Genomic DNA, 18,339 nt, shown 5'->3' with positions numbered 1-18,339 from the left:
AGAACTATAATTCTATTTAAAGTGTGATGCATTATGCCGAGAAAATAAAGAAAACCTTATGATTATTAAAGGATATTTCAAATTAACTCGGCATAATATCTTTGTCCGCATAAGGAGGTTTATGCCGATATCGGCATAACGCTCCCTGAGGCACACCGATTCTAGAAGGTTTTACTAAACCATCTTCCATAATCCCTGCCTGCATGAATTTGCGAATAAGATGTAATGTTGTTGAGTCATTCACATTCTTTTCTCTAAGTATTGAGATTAACTTGTCATGATTTACAGTATCAAAATATGCTTCAATATCTAAGTCTATAACCCAGTCATAGCCTTCATTAATGTATTCTAGGGTCTTTAGTACAGCCATCTGTGCACTTCTTCTTGGTCTGAATCCATAACTGAATTCACTGAATGAAGAATCTAATTTCTTCATTAACACTTGTGCAACGGCCTGTTGAATAACTCTATCTACAACTGTAGGTATGCCTAATGGTCTTTTCTTGCCGTTAGGCTTTGGGATATAGACTCTCTTGACTGATTGGGGCTTATATTTCTTATTAAGTATGGAATATCTAATCTCTCTTCTATGCTTATAGAAGTATTCATCAAGTTCATCTACTGTCATCTTATCGACTCCAGATACACCTTTGTTTCTCTTGACTTGTAGAATAGCCCTATCAATATTTGAATCACTTAGTATTTCATCAATTAATCTCATATCTGTGTTCTCCTTTTCATATCGTAGATTTATCTAGAACCGTTCCCTCTTCCTTCATCTCCATAGAATTACGTTTTCTAATTATGAGATGCTTCCAATTTCGAACTATCTAGACATTGCTTTATGATGAGTGACATCATATAAACATTAGGTCCTTTGGTGTTGGTGAGACACCTACTATGACCTCAGCTGACTCCTCACAGTAAGCTTTTTATCGCACAATTTACCATCACTGATTTTAAAGATATTGGACTTCATTGCCTGTGAGGCCTCCCGGGGTAATTCACTAATCCTATTTCCTTCACAACGTCTTGATTTACTCTCTTGGTTTTACGTTTACCTTTAGGACTTCGGTTTGTATAGCAACCTTGTCCACCATTTAGCCTTGTATCAAGTTTCTGTTCGTACGCTCAAGGGAATCGCTACACCACTTCCTTCACTCCTACCTTTATGGTATCGGCTTGTGGTTCACTACACTTGGCGGTAAATACCTGTGGTCGGTTTATCTCCGACTGAATTAGTGCCATGCCCGGCACACTATTAAAGGAGAAGCGTACTTCGCTTCTCCTTTTTACTTGCATGCATAGTTATCAATTCTTTTAATCTTTTGTGAGAATAATTCTATTTCATGATTATCGAAATTCTCAAAGATATTCACATGATGTTCTTTAGGAATAATAGGCCTATTTTTATTCATCACTGCAAGAACCATCTTTTCCTGAATACTTAAATCAGGATAATAAATAGCCCCACCTAGTCCTGCCATTGTCGTTACATTCTTTAAAATAGAATAATCAAATTCTTTTGTAATATAACTCATGAATTCAGTATGGAATAAAGCTGTAATATAAATAGAATAATGCTTCTTAATCAGTAGTCCCTGATTTTTTTTAATAAAATCCACCATTTTTGGATCAAGTGCACCATAATAAACAGGAACACCTAATACAATCGTATCTGTCTTTTCTAAAACAGCCATATCTAATTCATCCAGGTTCATTAATGTACATGTATGATCAAGATATGTATTAATGACACGTGCTATTTTGGCTGTTGCGCCATGTTTTGATGTATAGAGTATTGTAATCATCATCACCACTCCCCTTTACATAATTCTAAACTAAAAAAAACAAATAAAAAAGTGCCGAAGCACTTTTTTAATATTATTTATTTACTGCATCTTTAAGTGTAGAACTTGCTTTAAAAGCTGGTACCTTGCTTGCAGCAATTTCGATTGTTTCACGAGTTCTAGGATTAATACCAGTTCTCGCTTTTCTTTCTCTGACTTCAAAAGTTCCAAGCCCTTTTAAAGCAACCTTATCACCTTCAACAAGTGCTTCTGATACTGCATTCACTAACGCATTGATTGCACGTTCTGCATCTGCTTTAGTTAATGAAGCACCTTCTGCAACCTTTTCTACTAATTCATTTTTCTTCATGAATAGATACTTCCTTTCTTTTTGACTTGTTCCATTATACCATCTTCAAACGGTCACGTATACACTTATAACAAATATTGATTATAGAGTAAACCATAACGCAAATAGACAATATTAAAGAATGAAACTGTATCAATAAAGCCAGAAATAGAAGACTGTGTATAATCACTTTCTTCACCATTAAGATGATAGTAATAATCTACTTCAGGATTTGTATAATCCTCATTCATAGTCACAATCAAAATACGTGCCTTCTGTTTCTTAATACGTGTAATAAGTGAATCAATCAATTCTTTTCTAGCACGTACTGTTACAATAATAACCAAATCATTTTCTTCAATGAGATCAAGTCTCTGTACTTCATCTCCTCTATTCGCAAAAGCATAGAGGAATTTTTCAAGTTTCAACATCTTTAACTGGAAATCCTGACAGGCAATACGTGAGAACTGATAACCAATCATAAATACCTGAGGAGCATCATGAATAAGTTCACAAATATGATCAATATCTTTAATATCTAATTGTGCCTGTCCTAATTCTAATGATTTCTTTGTATCATCATATACCTTATTGACAAGATATTGAGGATCCTTCTTAATCTTAAAATCATCATCCATGGAGAAATGAATTTCATCATGGGCAATCTCTAACGCAATTGCCATTTCTTTCTTAAATGTCGCAAAGTTACGACAATTTAAGTCTTTACAAAATCTTGAGATTGTTGCAGGAGATGTGAAACATAGTTCTGCAAGATCGTTAATTGAAATACTAGGAATCTGTTCAAGATGTGTAAGTATTGTTTTCGCAATACTATAATACATATCCTGTCCAGATGAAAAGTTTACATATGTCATAAGAAGATATAGAATATCTGTCTCGTTATAATCTCTAAATGGTTGATCCATAATTACTCCTTTCCTTTTAAATAGTCCTGACGACCTATTTCATAAAGATCATGTCCTTCACTATCAATGACTACAGTGAGTGGAAGATCTTCTACTACTAAACGACGTACTGCTTCAGGACCAAGATCTTCATAAGCAATGATTTCACATGATTTGATACAAGAGGCAATAATGGCGCCTGCACCACCAATCGCCCCAAAATAAACACCTTTGTATTGTTTCATTGCTTCTTTTACATCATTATTTCTTCTACCTTTACCAATCATTCCTCTTAATCCCTTTGACAACATTGTAGGGGAATAAGCATCCATACGATAAGAGGTTGTAGGTCCACAGCTGCCAATAATATGACCTGGCTTAGTAGGTGTGGGACCAACAAAGTAAATGACTTGATCATAAGGATCAAATGGTAATGGTTCGTTATTGTTTATTGCTTCTACAAAACGTTTATGAGCTGCATCACGTCCTGTATAAATCGTACCACTTAATAATACCTGATCACCAACACGAAGTGATTCAACCTTTTCAATAGTAAGAGGCGTTTCTAATTTAATCATAATGTAACCTCCTGATGACGTGATACATGACAGCATATAGCTACTGCGCAAGGTAAGCCGGCAATATGTGTTGGACATGTTTCTACATGTAAGGCAAGCGCTGTTGTTTTACCCCCAAAACCTGCTGGTCCAATACCCGTTGCATTCACTTTTTCCAACATTTCTTCTTCTAATGCACGATAACGAGGATCTGGATGATGTTCTTCAATCTTCTTAATCATTGCCTTTTTCGCAAGATAAGTAACATGATCAAATGTACCACCTATACCTACACCTATCACGATTGGGGGACATGGGTTGGGACCTGCATCTTCAACAACCTTTAAAATAAAGTCCTTAACGCCTTCAATCCCATCACTTGGTTTAAGCATTTTAACCTGACACATATTTTCACTACCAAATCCTTTAGGTGCTACAGTGATCTTAAGTTTATTACCAGGAACGATATCATAATGAATAATTGCTGGTGTATTATCTTTTGTATTAATACGGTCAAAGACAGGATCATTGACAACACTCTTTCTTAAGTATCCTTCAGTATACCCCTGTCTGACACCTTCATTAATAGCTTCTGTAAGGTTGCCATCCACATAGACTTCCTGACCTATTTCCACAAAAATACAGGCCATTCCTGTATCCTGGCAGATTGGTTCCTGGTTACTTGCTGCAATGTCCGCATTTTCCTTTAATATTTCTAATGTGTGTTTAGAAACAGGAGAATCTTCTGTAGAGATGGCTTCTAATAAACGGTTATAAACATCTGTAGGAAGATGACAAGCACTTTTAATACATAACTCTTTAATTGTTTCTGTAATTGTTTCTGATTTAATTATTCTCATATGATCACCTATACCAATTTCTTCTTCATCGACTTGAGATCTGGACAAAACAAACTATAGTAACGCAAGCTCATAAGCTGTACTGCAGTTAATAATGCATGCTTGGTTGTCTTGTTTTTAAGTGAACCACCGACTAATACCTTATATTCCACAGGAATACCTAGATTATCTTCATGAGTAGAAGTAATCCATACAATATGACATTTAGATTTATTTAGATACTGTAAGACCTTATGTCCCACATGCTCAAAATTACCATTTAATGAAATCACAATTGCGACAGAATCCTTAGTCATCTGTTTTGCACATTCTAATTGTCTTTCTGAATCCATATATGCAATCGTAAACTTTTCTAACATTAACAAGTCTGTCTGTAATAGAATAGCGGCACTTGTAGAAAACTGAGTTCCAAAGAAAGCGACTTCTTCATGATCATGAATTAAATGAAGTACTTCATCCAATATTTTCCAATCAAGGATTTTTGAAATTTCTTTAGTAGATTCAATAATCTGCTGCGCAAATTCTTCTGTTGCTTTTTCTGGTGAATGTGCCATACACTCTAAATCAATATTAATTAAATTATTGAACTTCTTATTATTAGAATGAAAACTATTGCATTCTTGTTTTAAGTGTGCAAAGTTTTCATATCCTAAAGCACGACAGAAACGTGAAATGGTTGCTGGAGACACAAAACATTCTTCTGCAAGTTCACTAATACGCATATCGGGAATACGATAAAAATTATTAGCCATAAACAAAGCTATAAAATAGTTTGTATCTGTTTCACTAGCTGTATCTAGATAGATCATCAGGCGATAAAATAAATTTTTCATATTTTCTCTCCTTCACGTTATTTATCTATATTATTATATAATACTTTTCAAATTAAAAAAAGAATGACATATGCACTATTTAGTAGAAATATGAACTGTATTCATATTAGGTTCACAATTCTCCGTTATATTCTTATATGTAGTTCACGGATACTCCCAAGTGACTACATAACTTCTCCCCCAAAAAGTTATTAAAAGGAAAATGACAGGCTTCCCCATCATATACGGCCTGTCATTTTTTCTATTTCAAGACTTCTCTATAAACACGTAATACGTTTTTATAAAAGACTTTTTCTATTTCTTCAGTTGTAAGTCCTGCGTCTTTAAGTGCCTGTTCTAATTGAGGCAAGTAAGACGCATTTTTCATTTCTAAATTTTGTGAAATACCATCAAAATCAGAACCTAAACCAATACAATCAATACCAGCTAGATCTTTAATATAAAGAATATGCTTCACCATATCTTCAATACGTGATTTTTCTGCATTCTCACCTAAGAATCCTGCGGCATAATTAAGCCCCATCACACCACCACGATGAGCAAGTTTCAAAATCATATCATCACTCATATTGCGGGCATGTGGACATACAGCACGTGCATTAGAATGAGATGCCACAAAAGGTTTCTTGACGATATCTAATACATCATAGAAACACTTATCTGACATATGAGAGACATCAATGATCATTCCTAGATCTTCCATTTCTTTAATATAGGCTTTTCCTGCATCAGTGAGACCATGTTCATCATCACATGTATGATAGCCATGTGTATCATCATTCATATCAAAGTTAGGATATGTGAGTCCATTGATATGATTCCAGCTTAATGCAACCATACGTACACCTAAACGATAATAGTTTCTCAAATAAGAAAGGTCTTCATGAATCACAGCACCTTCTTCAATAGTAAGAAGCGCACTCATGACACCATTATGTGTATTGTCCATAATTTCATCATAAGTAGTGACAGGCTGAATCTTATCCTTATTCTTTCTCATTTCCTGATAGAAATAATCAATACATTTCATAACATGATCCACTGGATCTGCTGTTTCTTTTAATTCAGTAAAGATGGCAAAGTTCTGTAGAAGATAATCTCCTTCTTCCATCTTTTTTATATCAATATTTAAGTTATTTTCACTTAATGAGAGGTGATTCTTTTCCATCTCATAAAGTGTATCGCAATGCATATCTACTACTTTCATTACTCTACCTCAAAAGGAATATCTAAAGTCTTATAGGCTTCTGTTTTATCCTGTGTTTCCTTAAGCCATGCAATGGCTTTTTTTAATTCTTCAGGGTCTTCTTCTACAATACCCCCTACTGCAACCTGTACAATATCATAAATAGACTGCCATAAATCATCAAAACTATGTGAATCCTGATCAGCCATTTCACTATCTACATATACATCTAAATCTCTACCTGTTTCATATGCTTCTTTTAATGTCATTTTTCTTTACTCCTTTATATATCCAAAATGAATACAAGCTTTATAAATACCATCATCATCAATATCTGCAGTTACATAATCTGCTTCCGCTTTAGTCATTGCATCACCATTACCCATACAAATTGACGAGGAGGCATGCTTCATCATTTCTATATCATTCTGTGAATCACCAAAACATACATAATGATCACTACCTAATACCTTTCCTAATTCCATAATACCTGTTGCTTTAGATACACCTGCAATGGCAACATCCGCAAAACAAGATAAGCCAGGTAATACTGAAATACCTTCTAAATCAAGAAATGGTTTATAGTCCCACCCTTTAGGTCCATAAATAATCATCATATCGACAAGATCAATCCCGTTATATTTTTCAACCGGCCCTATCTGGTTTCCAAAATAACGCTGTGTCTCTAAGACATATTCATCTGGTTCTTTTGTAATAATGCGATGTTCTTTCTTTAATGTTACTGCAAGATTGAGTTCATCTGCTTTTTCAATCGTACGAATAACATCCTCATTCTTAAAATGATGGGCATTGATTACTTTTCCTTTTCCATCAGTAATCAACTGACCATTATTAAATACAAAGCCATCCCAGTCCGCAATATCCTGTATACCAGTACGTAAGAAAGAATCTCTTCCTCTTCCTGTTGAAACAACGATTGGATATCCTGCTTCTTTTAATTTCTTAAGTGCAAGAATCGTTGAATCATATACTATATGTTCATCTGTCGTACCTCTAATAGTACCATCCACATCAAAACACATCATTGGTTTCATACCATCAACTCCTTACGCCTATTATACATAAAAAAGAAAAAGAATGCATCATGCATTCTTTATCCGATAATACCTAATTCTTTCATTTTTTCATGTACTGCTTTAATACCTGTTTCTTCATCTTCTCCATCGGCAGTAATCACAATCTTTGCCTTTGTTGGAATACCTAATGAAAGAACGCCCATCATCGATTTAAGATTCACAGTTTTACCTGAATAAGTTAAGGTAAAGTCACTGTCGAATGTCTTTGCGACTTCGATAAGATCCATTGCAGGTGTCGCATATAAACCTACTGGATCTGTTACGATGCATGCTAAAGTTTTTGCCATAAATTGTAACCCCTTTCATAACTCTATTATACCACAATAAAAGGGGCATTAAATAAATAAACATAAAATTAAATAAAAAAAACGAACAAATTAATGTTCGTTGTTTACAGATGGCAGGGGCTACAGGAATCGAACCCGTATCAACGGTTTTGGAGACCGATGTTCTACCATTGGACCAAGCCCCTAAGTTAAACTGCTTGTTTATATTACCATACCAATTTCTAAAAAGCAATAGTAAAATACATAAGAAAATGATATTATTGTATGAGTGAGGTGAGTCTATGTTTTTTAAACGCAAAGAAGCAGTAAAAACAATTGAATTTAATCATGCTTATGAAGATTTTCAAAATAATATGAATATTATTCTTTTATGTGTAGATGATGATTTAAAGTTTGATGTCAGACATCCTGTTGATGCACAATGTTATCCTGCCAGATTAATTGATCAGCATGCTAAAAGGGATCTTGATCCTACTGCAACATATTATGTTTATGCACTTGCAGCTGGTACAGCACATGAAGGAGCAAGAAAATTAGTCAAAGCTGGATTTAAGGTCTTTGATTTAGGATCTTTAGTAGATTTCAAAGGACCTGAAGAAGGTAATTCTGTCAAACAGAAAAGACATAAACATTAAAGAAGGACTATAAAATTCATAGTCCTTCTTTTTCATATTATTTTAAATCTTCACCATTTGTTTTGATGACTTTCTGATACCAGTAGAATGATTCTTTTCTACGTCTAGAGAAGTCACCTGTTCCATCATCATATCTTTCTACAAAGATAAAACCATAACGTTTAGCCATTTCACCAGTAGAAGCTGATACTAAGTCAATACATCCCCAAGGAGTATAACCTCTTAAATCAACACCATCTAATACTGCTTCATGCATCTGTTCAATATGACTTCTTAAGTAATCGATACGATAATCATCACGTACTTTACCATCTTCATCAATCTTGTCATATGCACCTAAGCCGTTTTCTACGACAAAGATAGGTTTCTGATAACGATCCCAGATTTCATTTAATGAATATCTTAAACCAATTGGGTCAATCTGCCAGCCCCAGTCAGAAGCTTTAAGATATGGGTTTGATACACCACCTAGGATATTACCTGAACCTGCTTCTTTACTCTTATCTGCTGTCTGACAATTAGACATATAATAAGAACATGTATAGAAATCAACTGGACCAGCCTTTAAGATATCTTCATCGCCTTCTTCCATAACGATGTTGATATTATTTTCTTTAAAGTATCTCTTAATATAGTTTGGATAAGCACCACGGCACTGTACATCTGAACAGAACCAGTTCATCAAATGATTCTTTTCCTGGTTCACAATCTGATCATGAGGATCACATGTTAAACCATAGCTAGTTGCCATAATCTGCATACAACCTACCTGATAATTAGGATCAATTTCATGAGCCATTTTAACTGCAAGTGCACTTGCTACAAACTGATGATGTAAGCCCTGGAAACGATTCTGAGGATTATCTACCTGTTCCATGAAATTCATTGTCTTGATTTCATTTAAAATACCCTGTGATAAGAAACCACCCATTGGTGTAGTCGCTGAGTTGATTTCATTGAAAGTCAACCAGTATTTTACTTTACCTTTATATCTAGTAAAAATTGCTTTACAGAAGTTTAAGTAACAGTCAATCATACGACGATCTGCCCAGGCATTCCATTTCTTAGTTAAGTTAAATGGCACTTCATAATGTGAAATAGTAATTAATGGTTCAATATTGTATTTACGACATTCATCAATTAATTCTTCATAGAACTTTAAACCTTCTTCATTAGGTGTTTCTTCATCACCATTAGGGAAAATTCTAGTCCATGCAATTGAGAAACGATACATCTTGAATCCCATTTCTGCAAATAATGCAATATCTTCTTTAAAACGATGGTAATGATCAATCGCATCATGTGAAGGATAGAAAGTACCTTCTTCTAATACTGGTGTAATGCGTTTACTTACTGTTGCTGTTCCTCCAGTACATACATCAGGGCAGGAAACACCCTTTCCACCTTCCTGCCATCCACCTTCTAGCTGGTTGGCTGCAGTTGCGCCACCCCAATAAAAGTCTTCTCTAAAACTCATTATAATGTCCTCCTTGTTTTCAAGAGTATACTATCAAACATTTAAAGATTAAGCTTATTATTTTCATAATTTGAATTTTATATTGCACAGTGTTATATACTGTTATATACTGTTTATAGGAGGAAGAGATATGCATATTATCATTAATCATTCGTCAATGATTCCTATTTATGAACAAATTGTAGAAGCCATTAAAGAAGCAATACTCTCTAATCAGTTATCTCCTAATGAAGCACTTCCTTCAGTACGTGCTTTATCTAAAGAATTAAAAATCAGTGCTTTAACTGTGAAGAAAGCCTATGATTTCTTGGAAAAAGAAGGCTATACAACAACTGTTCATGGAAAAGGAAGCTATGTATTGGAGGTTTCTCAAAATGAAGTAAAAGAAAATTGTTTAAAAGAAACAGAAGAACTATTATCTCGTGCTATAGAAAAAGGGAAATGTTCTGGCATTACTTATCAGGAAATGCAGGACATGTTATCTCTTATTATGGAGGATGTTTATGATTCACATTGATCATTTGAAAAAGAGTTATGACTCATTTACTCTTGAGTGTAGTTTAGATATTCCTAAAGGTGTGATTACTGGAATTATAGGAATGAATGGTGCTGGTAAGAGTACATTATTCAAAAGCATTCTTGGTATTAATCCTATTGATGAAGGAAACATACAAATACCTGATAAGCAGGATATTGGTGTCGTATTAAGTGAAACAGGATTCAGTGAATTCTTTACTGTATCCGATATAACCAGCATTCTTAAATGCACTTATAAACGTTTTGATGAAGATTTGTTTCATTCTTATTGTCAGCGTTTTGATATTCCTTTAGATAAGAAAACACGTACATTCTCTACAGGTATGAAAGCAAAACTCAATATCATTATTGCCTTAACACATCATGCAAAATTGCTGATCTTAGATGAACCAACTGCAGGACTTGATGTTCTTACTAGAGATGAAATACTTGATATACTAAGAGATTATATGGAACAGGAAGATTGTACTATTCTTATTTCTTCTCATATATCGAGTGATTTAGAATCATTATGTGATGATCTTTATGTAATTGATCATGGGCAGATCATCATGCATGAAGAAATGGATACACTTCTTTCTCTTTTTGGTGTGTTAAAGGTATCTAAAGAAGATTACGATAACTTAGATAAAGATTATCTGCTGGAAGTAATGAAAGAACCGTTTGGTTATTCATGTCTTACAAACGAAAGACAGTTCTATAGTGAAAACTATCCTACTATTGTGATTGAACAGAATCATATTGATACAATGATTCCTATTCTATTAAAAGGAGAGCGCTTATGAAAGGGTTACTCAAAAAAGACTTATTATTACTTAAATCTCAAATAAAGTATATTGTAACGATTGTTGTAATCTGTCTGATTATGGCTTATGCAAATTCTGGATTTGCGTATATTTCTAGTTATCTTACATTCATGGGAACAGGACTTGTCTTCAATTCATTTTCTTATGATATGTATCACAATGAGATGACTTATCTCTTTGCCCTGCCTTTCAGCAAGAAAGAATACTGTTTAGAGAAATATATCTATGCACTCACTATCACATTCATATCATGGCTGATTGCATTCCTCATAAGTTCCGCAACTCATATTAACTTAGAAACAACAATTGTCCAGTTTGCCATGCTCTTTTCCGCATTCATATATATTTCTATCACGATTCCTGTAATGATGAAATACGGTCGTGAAAAAGCAACTATTATTGTCTTAATGTTAATGCTTGTTTTATTTCTTGCAGTCGCAAGTGGTGCCACATCAGTTGGCATGTTGATGAGTCAAATTTCAGCATTCCTACTCATTGGAATATATGCCTTCATTGTACTCGTTGTCTTAATCATCTCATATAGAAGTACAATCTCTATTCTTAACGATAAAGAACTATAAGAAAGAACCGCTACATCTGGTAGCGGTTCTGTTTGTTTATATATTGTCCAATTATTATTCCAAGTAATGATGGAAATACACCATATAATACAATTTCTGAACTTGGTGCAAGAATCTTTTCAATATCTGTCAATGAAACATGAATAAAGCTAAGATAACAGCCAAGTAGCTCCATCATACCAAAGAATAATGTAAGTAAGTAAATAGCACGATGATCTGACTGACCATAGAGTACTGATATAATAAAAGCTGATGCAGGCAATACTAAATACAAAATAAATAATGACACTTCAATAATCTGTCCTGGATGTGTTCTTGACCAGGCAAATAATATATACAAAGACCAAATCACCATATAAATGAGAAATGGAATCCCCTTCTTTAACTTCTTCATACTAACCACTCCCTAATACTATTATATTACAAAATATATGTAATAGTTATGAATTTGATACTTGATCACTAGGAAGCGCTAATAAAAAGATTGTCACAAGAATCATCGCAAAACCAATGAGATCAATACCCTTAAACGGTGTAGATAACCATACAAAGGCAAATAATGTAGCTGAAACAGGTTCAATACTTGCAATCATACTTGCTTTGACTGGTCCAATATCTACAACTCCCTGTAAATACAATGTAAAGGCAGCAGCTGTACCAATAACTATAATACCTATTGTCACAAGTAATCCATCTAAGTCTAATACAGGTGCAAGAGTCCATGTCTTGCCTGCACATAATAGCACAACACCACCAAATAACATTCCAATACCTGTAACTGGTACACTACCATAAACTGCCATCAGACGCTTAGGATAAATAGAATAAGCAGCACTCGTAAAACCACAGGCAATACCCCAGAATAATCCTGTTGGAGTAAGTGCTAATCCGTTTAAACGACCATGTGTTGCAATCACAAAGGCACCACCTAAGGCTAAAACAATACATAATGCTTCAATCTTATTTGGTAATCTCTTTGATGTAAGACAAACGAAGATCATGATATAAATTGGTGAAAGATACTGCAATACTGAGGCAGTTCCTGCATTGGATGTATTAATAGCCTGTAAATAAGTGAACTGACACAACATTAAGACAAAACCAAAACCAAATGTTTTAATCAAGTCTTTCTTTTGACTTACTAAACGTTTCATCGCTTCTTTTTGTGTCAATGCACCAAATAGTGTAATCAATAATCCCGCAAAACACATACGCATAGATGTGAGCCACATCGGATTGGCTTGATAATGAGTAAATAAGAACTGTCCGCTTGCACCTGAAAAACCCCAGCATGTCCCACCAATTAAAGTGAGAAGTACTCCTCTTTTAAAATGTTCCATAATGTCTCCCCCGAAAATATGTCCATATATCATAACACAAAACAATTAAAAGAGAAGTAAAAAAAGGCAGATTTCTCTGCCTTACTTATTGAACTTGAATGTTTTAATACCAGGATAAACTGCACTATCACCTAAAGCTTCTTCAATACGAAGTAACTGATTGTATTTAGCCACTCTTTCAGTTCTACTTGGTGCACCAGTTTTAATCTGACCTGCATTGAGGGCGACAGCTAAATCCGCAATAGTTGTATCTTCTGTTTCACCAGAACGATGAGATACAATGGCTGTCATGTTTGCGTTATGAGCCATCTTAATAGCTTCTAATGTTTCAGATAGCGTACCAATCTGGTTTAACTTAATAAGGATAGAATTACCTGCTTTTAATTCAATACCTTTAGATAAACGTTTAGTATTAGTAACGAATAAATCATCACCTACTAGCTGTACTTTGTCTCCTAATTCCTGAGTCATAAGTGTCCAGCCTTCCCAGTCTTCTTCATCTAAACCATCTTCTAATGAATAGATTGGATACTTTTCAACTAAAGATTTCCAATGTGCAATTAACTCTGCAGATGTATAAGTCTTACCTGACTTAGGTAATTTATAGAAGCCTTTCTTATCTGTCTTCCATTCACTTGATGCAGCATCAATTGCAAGTACAAAGTCTTTACCTGGTTCATAACCTGCATTCTTGACTGCTTCTAGAATAGTTTCAATTGTTTCTTCATCAGTTGATAAGTCTGGCGCAAATCCACCTTCATCACCTACTGAAGTAGCGAGTCCCTTAGACTTTAATAGTGACTGTAATGCATGGAATACTTCAGTCGCCATTCTTAAAGCGTCTTTAAAGCTATCAGCACCTACTGGCATGATCATAAATTCCTGTACATCCACAGTATTTGTGGCATGAGCACCACCATTTAAGATATTCATCATTGGGACAGGAAGCTTATTCGCATTCACACCACCAATGAAGCGATAGAGTGAAATACCTTCACTCTTAGCAGCAGCCTGAGCAGCTGCTAAAGAAACAGCTAGAATCGCATTGGCACCAAAGTTAGATTTATCTTCTGTACCATCTGCTTCAATCATTAGTTTATCAACATGATATGTATCTCTTGCATCAGCACCAATGACTGCTTTCGCAATTTCATTATTCACATGTTCGACTGCCTTAGAAACACCTTTACCACCAAACTTCTTAGGATTGTTATCTCTTAATTCTAATGCTTCAAATTCACCTGTAGAAGCACCACTAGGGCTTGCAGCACGTCCTACTGTACCATCCGCAAGAGTCACTTCTGCTTCTACTGTAGGATTCCCACGAGAATCAATAATTTCACGTCCATATACTTTCTCAATTAAATATTTGTTCATTGTTTACCTCCAAGTTAGTTTTCTCTAACTATGGTTAGTTTAGCATAACCACAGTTATTAAACAAGCAAAATGACCAGAAAAATTAATTTAATATATTTATTGCATTTACCCTATATGTATGATAATATCTACTTGATCAATCCTTTAGAAAAGAGTGGCCACGGCCACTCTTTTTTTACTTGATATTCAATTGTTGTGAGAGACAATGCCCGTCTTTAGAAGTTATCACTATGTTTTTTAGAACCCAATTAAAGATCCTTTTGAAATTAAGCCGATTATTTCGGCTTTTTTACGCTTTATATTTTCTCAAATTATTTTTCATGGTATAGCATACATAGTGATATATTAAATTGGAGGTGTACCCATTACATATTTTCTAAAAAAGGTGAAGCTGAATGGCCGTACTTACCTCTCTATTGTGGAAAGCTACTACTCCCGTGATAAGAGAGGTGCAGCTCATCGCACATATAAATCCTTATCTTCCGTTGAGACATGGAAGGCAAAGGGAATAGATGATCCTGTTGCACATTTTCAAAAGGAAGTTGAAAAACTCAACCAAGAAGCTAAGAATAAAAAAGTTATTAAGATATCAGATAAAACGCCTAAAACGAATCTAGGCTACTTCTCTTTCGTATCCATAATGAATAAGCTTGGATAAAGAAGTATGTGGACTACTTCAATCTATCTAATTCCTTTGAGTATGATATTCTTGAAAGAATACTGCAGTTCAAGGTGCTTAATAACAAATACAGCGCATCAGATATTATGAAATTTACCAGAGGATTTCAGGTAGTTAAAGGTGAAACTAGATATATTAATACAACTCAATCAAGTGATTTTATAATAGATTTAGTAAAGATAACAGATCTTCCACTTACTAATTACTTCCTAACAGAAAGAGAAATAAAGAGAATATTCAGTTACAAAATATAAAATTAACTGTAGATTATTCATTTGTATAACATAAAGAAAGCAGCATGATACTCAAAAGCGAATTTCATGTTACTTTTTTAAAACTATCACTATGTTTAGATGCTGGATTCTAAAGTCATGTATTAAACAAGTAAAATGACCTGATAAATTAATTTAATATATTTATTGCATTTACCCTATGTATATGATAATATCTAGTTAGTTACTACTAACTAGTAACTAAAAAAAACATATCCTTACAATCCTTAAGAAAAGAGTGGCCACGGCCACTCTTTTTACTTGATATTTAATTGTTGTGAGAGACGATGTGATGCAAGCATCACTCTTGTCATTGGTAGATCATGATTAACTGGAGAATCTACACCGAAGTAGACCTTCATAACCATAACCGCAAAAGCATTGGCATCGATAACATATTCAAGATCATGAGGCTGTTCCATATTTGTATAATCCTGATAATAACGTCTTAATTCTGTAAATAACGCAAATAAGGATTTTTGATCTTCCTTCTTAAAAGCATCGATATCAACATATAAGCATCCTTGTTTACCTGATATATATTTCACTAAATGATAGTTCTGACCTTCTGGCATTTCATAAACAACATCTACGCGAGGGACATCCTGAAGACTACAGCCAAAAGAGATCAGTTTCTCTAAATAACGTTTCAACATGAGTCTTACCTCCTTCAACATCACGATTGTGATGTTGGTAGTATTTTACACCAAAAATCAAAAAAAGCAAGAATATCACTTGTAATATTTAAGTAGTAAAATCAAGAAATTATCATTATATATGCTTTTTTAATGCCTCCATATAAGCTTCTCCATAACGTGAAAGAATCATATTCTTTTGTGTAATAGTGCCTACTTTCATAATTTCATCCACTAATAAGGGAACAGAAATAATTGTTTCACCATTCAATTCTTTAGAGATAATACCAGTAGATACTGTATAACCATTTAAACCTATTAATAAGTTAAAGAGTGTCGCACGGTCTCTTACCTTAATATTTCTCTTTCTATCCAATGTACTTAATACTTCTTCTGAGAAATAGAAAGAATTGTATTCTCCCTGTTCAAAAGAAAGATATGGGTAATCTTCTAAGTCTTTAAGAGTTAGTGTCTTCTTATAAGCAAGAGGATGGTGGTAAGAAATAAAGACATGAGGTTTTGCGACAAAGAGTTCTTTAAATTCTAAGTTATTCTGTCTGATCATCTTCATGATGACTTCTTCATTCTTAGGGCATGTATAAAGAACACCTATTTCACTTTTCATAGTAGAAACATCTTCGATAATTTCATGTGTTTCTGTTTCTCTTAATGTAAAATCATATTGGTTAACACCAAACTGTCTAATAACATCTACAAAGGCATTAACTGCAAATGAATAATGCTGGCAGGATACACTAAAATGAGGACTTTGATGTTTATCATTCATATAGCGTTCTTCAAGTAGATCAGCTTGATCTAATACCTGTCTTGCATAACTTAAGAATGTTTCTCCTTCTCTAGATACAATAACACCTTTATTGGTACGTCTAAAGATTGTGATATGCATTTCGCTTTCTAATTCTTTAATCGCATTTGTAAGAGAAGGCTGTGAGATAAATAGTCTTTTAGCCGCCTGAGTAATGCTTCCTGTTTGTGCCACCATGACGACATAACGTAATTGATTGAGTGTCATGAAATCCTCCTTTTCCTGGGAAATTATTTTGTTTTAAGTGTCAGTTCTGCAATCTTTGTCTGACCATCCTGTAAATAGAGTGGTAATGTACGTGACGATGATGTAATAGAATCCTTGTCTGTTTTCTTTAAATAACCTTTAATCCCTTCTTCACTTTCTGCAAGAATGAGATCAGGAACACTACCTACATAGTCTGATAAATCAGGACCATAGGTTTCTCCTGATTCATTTTTAGGATAACCCTTTTCAATGATTTCCTGGCTATCAGGAATAATCAAATGATTATTAATATAGGCAATCTCAAAGCGAGACATCTCATTTGATATATTTTTCTGAAAATAGAGAACACCACATATAGAAATTATAAAAAAGAGGGGAATAACCCAAAGTATTTTATATTTTGACATCCATTACTTCTCCTTCTTGTGTAAATGCGAGAACCTGATCTTTATGATCATATTCTTCTATAAATCTTTCAATGACATCATATTTATTCCAACAATGCATTGGGACAATGTAACGCGTATGACATACTTTTAAGAAGTCTGCAACACCTTCATGATAATTATCTTCTAGACGAGGATCTAAAGGAATAAAGGCTACATCTATATCAAAGTCCTTCATCTTTTCTAGTTCTGTATGATAAAGGTTCTTCTGCCAATCCAGCCACTCTTTATCTTCCCCAGCCCAATTCCAGTTATTGAGATCTCCTGCATGATAAAGAGTATAACCATCTACTTGTACCATAAACGCAATACCTTCATCATTTGATAAATAAGTACTCACTTCTATATTAGAATCAAAATAGACAATATTATCCTTTAAATAAGAGATAGAATCATCTTCTATTTTCTCTATATCACTAGATAGTAAATAATGAACATCTTTGTATTCATTCTTTAAGTCAAAGATCTTCTTAGAATAATGATCACCATGTCTATGACTTGCAAAAACATAAAGTTTCTTTCCTTCAGGTACTTTTGGAATAGTCCCTGTATAATAATCAAATAACAAGCATGTACGATCTGTTTCTATAAAGAAACTGCTATGTGTTATATAAGTAATTTTCAACATAATACCACCTCTATTTTTGTATTATAAC

Annotated in this window: 23 protein-coding genes, 1 tRNA gene and 1 pseudogene; 5 read left to right on the top strand and 20 right to left on the bottom strand. The window is 34.0% G+C overall.

Features of this window, described 5'->3' with window-relative positions:
- Positions 1-82: 82 nt before the first annotated feature.
- The 12 genes from H8909_RS01690 to H8909_RS01635 all read right to left on the bottom strand — a co-directional run bounded on the left by H8909_RS01690 (position 83) and on the right by H8909_RS01635 (position 8,049).
- The gene (locus tag H8909_RS01690; protein ID WP_187011601.1) at positions 83-721 is read right to left on the bottom strand and encodes a reverse transcriptase domain-containing protein; all 639 of its coding nucleotides are present in this window, start codon (positions 719-721) and stop codon (positions 83-85) included.
- Between the two features lie 571 nt (positions 722-1,292).
- Entirely contained in the window at positions 1,293-1,814 is a 522-nt protein-coding gene (locus H8909_RS01685) for a flavodoxin domain-containing protein (RefSeq protein WP_238928188.1), read from the bottom strand.
- A gap of 70 nt (positions 1,815-1,884) precedes the next feature.
- The gene (locus H8909_RS01680; protein WP_022424449.1) at positions 1,885-2,160 is read right to left on the bottom strand and encodes an HU family DNA-binding protein; all 276 of its coding nucleotides are present in this window, start codon (positions 2,158-2,160) and stop codon (positions 1,885-1,887) included.
- Between the two features lie 65 nt (positions 2,161-2,225).
- The gene (locus tag H8909_RS01675) at positions 2,226-3,065 is read right to left on the bottom strand and encodes a MurR/RpiR family transcriptional regulator (protein ID WP_129980914.1); all 840 of its coding nucleotides are present in this window, start codon (positions 3,063-3,065) and stop codon (positions 2,226-2,228) included.
- A gap of 2 nt (positions 3,066-3,067) precedes the next feature.
- Complete coding sequence (locus H8909_RS01670; protein WP_187011600.1) at positions 3,068-3,622, bottom strand: Fe-S-containing hydro-lyase; 555 nt, start codon at positions 3,620-3,622, stop codon at positions 3,068-3,070.
- Positions 3,619-4,461 carry a fumarate hydratase gene (locus H8909_RS01665; RefSeq protein ID WP_187011599.1) on the bottom strand — a complete coding sequence of 281 codons (843 nt, stop codon included), beginning with the start codon at positions 4,459-4,461 and terminating at the stop codon, positions 3,619-3,621. The genes H8909_RS01670 and H8909_RS01665 overlap by 4 nt, the downstream gene beginning before the upstream one ends.
- An 8-nt stretch (positions 4,462-4,469) precedes the next feature.
- Complete coding sequence (locus H8909_RS01660) at positions 4,470-5,294, bottom strand: MurR/RpiR family transcriptional regulator (protein WP_187011598.1); 825 nt, start codon at positions 5,292-5,294, stop codon at positions 4,470-4,472.
- 241 nt (positions 5,295-5,535) lie between these two features.
- Positions 5,536-6,501: a dipeptidase gene (locus tag H8909_RS01655; RefSeq protein ID WP_187011597.1), complete on the bottom strand. Its 966-nt coding sequence runs from the start codon at positions 6,499-6,501 to the stop codon at positions 5,536-5,538.
- The gene (locus H8909_RS01650; protein WP_006506073.1) at positions 6,501-6,749 is read right to left on the bottom strand and encodes a hypothetical protein; all 249 of its coding nucleotides are present in this window, start codon (positions 6,747-6,749) and stop codon (positions 6,501-6,503) included. The genes H8909_RS01655 and H8909_RS01650 overlap by 1 nt, the downstream gene beginning before the upstream one ends.
- 6 nt (positions 6,750-6,755) lie before the next feature.
- On the bottom strand, positions 6,756-7,535 hold the full coding sequence (locus H8909_RS01645) for an HAD family hydrolase (protein WP_187011596.1): 780 nt from the start codon (positions 7,533-7,535) through the stop codon (positions 6,756-6,758).
- A gap of 59 nt (positions 7,536-7,594) precedes the next feature.
- Positions 7,595-7,864, bottom strand: a complete 270-nt coding sequence (locus H8909_RS01640; protein ID WP_117458270.1) for an HPr family phosphocarrier protein — start codon at positions 7,862-7,864, stop codon at positions 7,595-7,597.
- Between the two features lie 111 nt (positions 7,865-7,975).
- Positions 7,976-8,049 (bottom strand) — tRNA-Trp (locus tag H8909_RS01635).
- Between the two features lie 96 nt (positions 8,050-8,145).
- On the opposite strand from H8909_RS01635, the gene H8909_RS01630 reads away from it, so the two are divergent.
- On the top strand, positions 8,146-8,499 hold the full coding sequence (locus H8909_RS01630; RefSeq protein WP_187011595.1) for a Rossmann-fold NAD(P)-binding domain-containing protein: 354 nt from the start codon (positions 8,146-8,148) through the stop codon (positions 8,497-8,499).
- A gap of 37 nt (positions 8,500-8,536) precedes the next feature.
- On the opposite strand, the gene H8909_RS01625 is transcribed toward H8909_RS01630, so the two are convergent.
- Positions 8,537-9,976 (bottom strand): glycoside hydrolase family 1 protein, encoded by a 1,440-nt coding sequence (locus H8909_RS01625; RefSeq protein ID WP_187011594.1) that lies wholly within the window; start codon positions 9,974-9,976, stop codon positions 8,537-8,539.
- Positions 9,977-10,106: 130 nt separating this feature from the next.
- Here H8909_RS01625 and H8909_RS01620 point away from each other — a divergent pair, with 130 nt between their 5' ends.
- Genes H8909_RS01620 through H8909_RS01610 form a run of 3 tightly spaced genes read left to right on the top strand, consistent with a single transcriptional unit; the run spans position 10,107 to position 11,900 of the window.
- Entirely contained in the window at positions 10,107-10,493 is a 387-nt protein-coding gene (locus H8909_RS01620; protein WP_187011593.1) for a GntR family transcriptional regulator, read from the top strand.
- Positions 10,480-11,298 (top strand): ABC transporter ATP-binding protein, encoded by an 819-nt coding sequence (locus H8909_RS01615; protein ID WP_187011592.1) that lies wholly within the window; start codon positions 10,480-10,482, stop codon positions 11,296-11,298. The genes H8909_RS01620 and H8909_RS01615 overlap by 14 nt, the downstream gene beginning before the upstream one ends.
- On the top strand, positions 11,295-11,900 hold the full coding sequence (locus H8909_RS01610) for an ABC-2 transporter permease (RefSeq protein WP_187011591.1): 606 nt from the start codon (positions 11,295-11,297) through the stop codon (positions 11,898-11,900). The genes H8909_RS01615 and H8909_RS01610 overlap by 4 nt, the downstream gene beginning before the upstream one ends.
- Before the next feature lie 10 nt (positions 11,901-11,910).
- Here the strand turns inward: H8909_RS01610 and H8909_RS01605 are convergent, their stop codons facing one another.
- The 3 genes from H8909_RS01605 to eno all read right to left on the bottom strand — a co-directional run bounded on the left by H8909_RS01605 (position 11,911) and on the right by eno (position 14,617).
- Positions 11,911-12,294, bottom strand: coding sequence for a hypothetical protein (locus H8909_RS01605; RefSeq protein ID WP_187011590.1), 384 nt, complete (start codon positions 12,292-12,294; stop codon positions 11,911-11,913).
- A 46-nt stretch (positions 12,295-12,340) separates the two neighbouring features.
- Positions 12,341-13,240 (bottom strand): DMT family transporter, encoded by a 900-nt coding sequence (locus H8909_RS01600; protein ID WP_238928187.1) that lies wholly within the window; start codon positions 13,238-13,240, stop codon positions 12,341-12,343.
- Between the two features lie 81 nt (positions 13,241-13,321).
- Positions 13,322-14,617, bottom strand: coding sequence for a phosphopyruvate hydratase (gene eno / locus H8909_RS01595; protein WP_006506063.1), 1,296 nt, complete (start codon positions 14,615-14,617; stop codon positions 13,322-13,324).
- Between the two features lie 365 nt (positions 14,618-14,982).
- On the opposite strand from eno, the pseudogene H8909_RS13865 reads away from it, so the two are divergent.
- Positions 14,983-15,332: pseudogene (locus H8909_RS13865) on the top strand (IS1634 family transposase); the annotation flags it as partial.
- Positions 15,333-15,826: 494 nt separating this feature from the next.
- Here H8909_RS13865 and H8909_RS01590 read toward each other — a convergent pair.
- The 4 genes from H8909_RS01590 to H8909_RS01575 all read right to left on the bottom strand — a co-directional run bounded on the left by H8909_RS01590 (position 15,827) and on the right by H8909_RS01575 (position 18,311).
- A complete protein-coding gene (locus H8909_RS01590) occupies positions 15,827-16,225 on the bottom strand; it encodes a hypothetical protein (protein ID WP_129981330.1) in 399 nt (132 codons plus the stop codon).
- Between the two features lie 115 nt (positions 16,226-16,340).
- Entirely contained in the window at positions 16,341-17,237 is an 897-nt protein-coding gene (locus tag H8909_RS01585; protein ID WP_022424431.1) for a LysR family transcriptional regulator, read from the bottom strand.
- Positions 17,238-17,260: 23 nt separating this feature from the next.
- The gene (locus H8909_RS01580) at positions 17,261-17,644 is read right to left on the bottom strand and encodes a hypothetical protein (protein ID WP_187011588.1); all 384 of its coding nucleotides are present in this window, start codon (positions 17,642-17,644) and stop codon (positions 17,261-17,263) included.
- A complete protein-coding gene (locus H8909_RS01575) occupies positions 17,631-18,311 on the bottom strand; it encodes an MBL fold metallo-hydrolase (protein WP_187011587.1) in 681 nt (226 codons plus the stop codon). Before H8909_RS01575 ends, H8909_RS01580 begins: the two co-directional genes overlap by 14 nt.
- Positions 18,312-18,339 lie beyond the last annotated feature (28 nt).

This window comes from Catenibacterium faecis (genome assembly GCF_014306455.1).
In the GTDB taxonomy this organism is placed as follows: Bacteria; Bacillota_I; Bacilli_A; order Erysipelotrichales; family Coprobacillaceae; genus Catenibacterium; species Catenibacterium mitsuoka_A.
Note: the sequence above shows the minus strand (reverse complement) of the source record. Positions and strands in the feature narration are given on the sequence as shown.

Excerpts from the sequence above, each read along its gene's own strand:
- H8909_RS01690 (WP_187011601.1), bottom strand. The coding sequence starts at position 721 with ATGAGATTAATTGATGAAATACTAAGTGATTCAAATATTGATAGGGCT.
- H8909_RS01685 (WP_238928188.1), bottom strand. The coding sequence starts at position 1,814 with ATGATGATTACAATACTCTATACATCAAAACATGGCGCAACAGCCAAA.
- H8909_RS01680 (WP_022424449.1), bottom strand. The coding sequence starts at position 2,160 with ATGAAGAAAAATGAATTAGTAGAAAAGGTTGCAGAAGGTGCTTCATTA.
- H8909_RS01675 (WP_129980914.1), bottom strand. The coding sequence starts at position 3,065 with ATGGATCAACCATTTAGAGATTATAACGAGACAGATATTCTATATCTT.
- H8909_RS01670 (WP_187011600.1), bottom strand. The coding sequence starts at position 3,622 with ATGATTAAATTAGAAACGCCTCTTACTATTGAAAAGGTTGAATCACTT.
- H8909_RS01665 (WP_187011599.1), bottom strand. The coding sequence starts at position 4,461 with ATGAGAATAATTAAATCAGAAACAATTACAGAAACAATTAAAGAGTTA.
- H8909_RS01660 (WP_187011598.1), bottom strand. The coding sequence starts at position 5,294 with ATGAAAAATTTATTTTATCGCCTGATGATCTATCTAGATACAGCTAGT.
- H8909_RS01655 (WP_187011597.1), bottom strand. The coding sequence starts at position 6,501 with ATGAAAGTAGTAGATATGCATTGCGATACACTTTATGAGATGGAAAAG.
- H8909_RS01650 (WP_006506073.1), bottom strand. The coding sequence starts at position 6,749 with ATGACATTAAAAGAAGCATATGAAACAGGTAGAGATTTAGATGTATAT.
- H8909_RS01645 (WP_187011596.1), bottom strand. The coding sequence starts at position 7,535 with ATGAAACCAATGATGTGTTTTGATGTGGATGGTACTATTAGAGGTACG.
- H8909_RS01640 (WP_117458270.1), bottom strand. The coding sequence starts at position 7,864 with ATGGCAAAAACTTTAGCATGCATCGTAACAGATCCAGTAGGTTTATAT.
- H8909_RS01630 (WP_187011595.1), top strand. The coding sequence starts at position 8,146 with ATGTTTTTTAAACGCAAAGAAGCAGTAAAAACAATTGAATTTAATCAT.
- H8909_RS01625 (WP_187011594.1), bottom strand. The coding sequence starts at position 9,976 with ATGAGTTTTAGAGAAGACTTTTATTGGGGTGGCGCAACTGCAGCCAAC.
- H8909_RS01620 (WP_187011593.1), top strand. The coding sequence starts at position 10,107 with ATGCATATTATCATTAATCATTCGTCAATGATTCCTATTTATGAACAA.
- H8909_RS01615 (WP_187011592.1), top strand. The coding sequence starts at position 10,480 with ATGATTCACATTGATCATTTGAAAAAGAGTTATGACTCATTTACTCTT.
- H8909_RS01610 (WP_187011591.1), top strand. The coding sequence starts at position 11,295 with ATGAAAGGGTTACTCAAAAAAGACTTATTATTACTTAAATCTCAAATA.
- H8909_RS01605 (WP_187011590.1), bottom strand. The coding sequence starts at position 12,294 with ATGAAGAAGTTAAAGAAGGGGATTCCATTTCTCATTTATATGGTGATT.
- H8909_RS01600 (WP_238928187.1), bottom strand. The coding sequence starts at position 13,240 with ATGGAACATTTTAAAAGAGGAGTACTTCTCACTTTAATTGGTGGGACA.
- eno (WP_006506063.1), bottom strand. The coding sequence starts at position 14,617 with ATGAACAAATATTTAATTGAGAAAGTATATGGACGTGAAATTATTGAT.
- H8909_RS01590 (WP_129981330.1), bottom strand. The coding sequence starts at position 16,225 with ATGTTGAAACGTTATTTAGAGAAACTGATCTCTTTTGGCTGTAGTCTT.
- H8909_RS01585 (WP_022424431.1), bottom strand. The coding sequence starts at position 17,237 with ATGACACTCAATCAATTACGTTATGTCGTCATGGTGGCACAAACAGGA.
- H8909_RS01580 (WP_187011588.1), bottom strand. The coding sequence starts at position 17,644 with ATGTCAAAATATAAAATACTTTGGGTTATTCCCCTCTTTTTTATAATT.
- H8909_RS01575 (WP_187011587.1), bottom strand. The coding sequence starts at position 18,311 with ATGTTGAAAATTACTTATATAACACATAGCAGTTTCTTTATAGAAACA.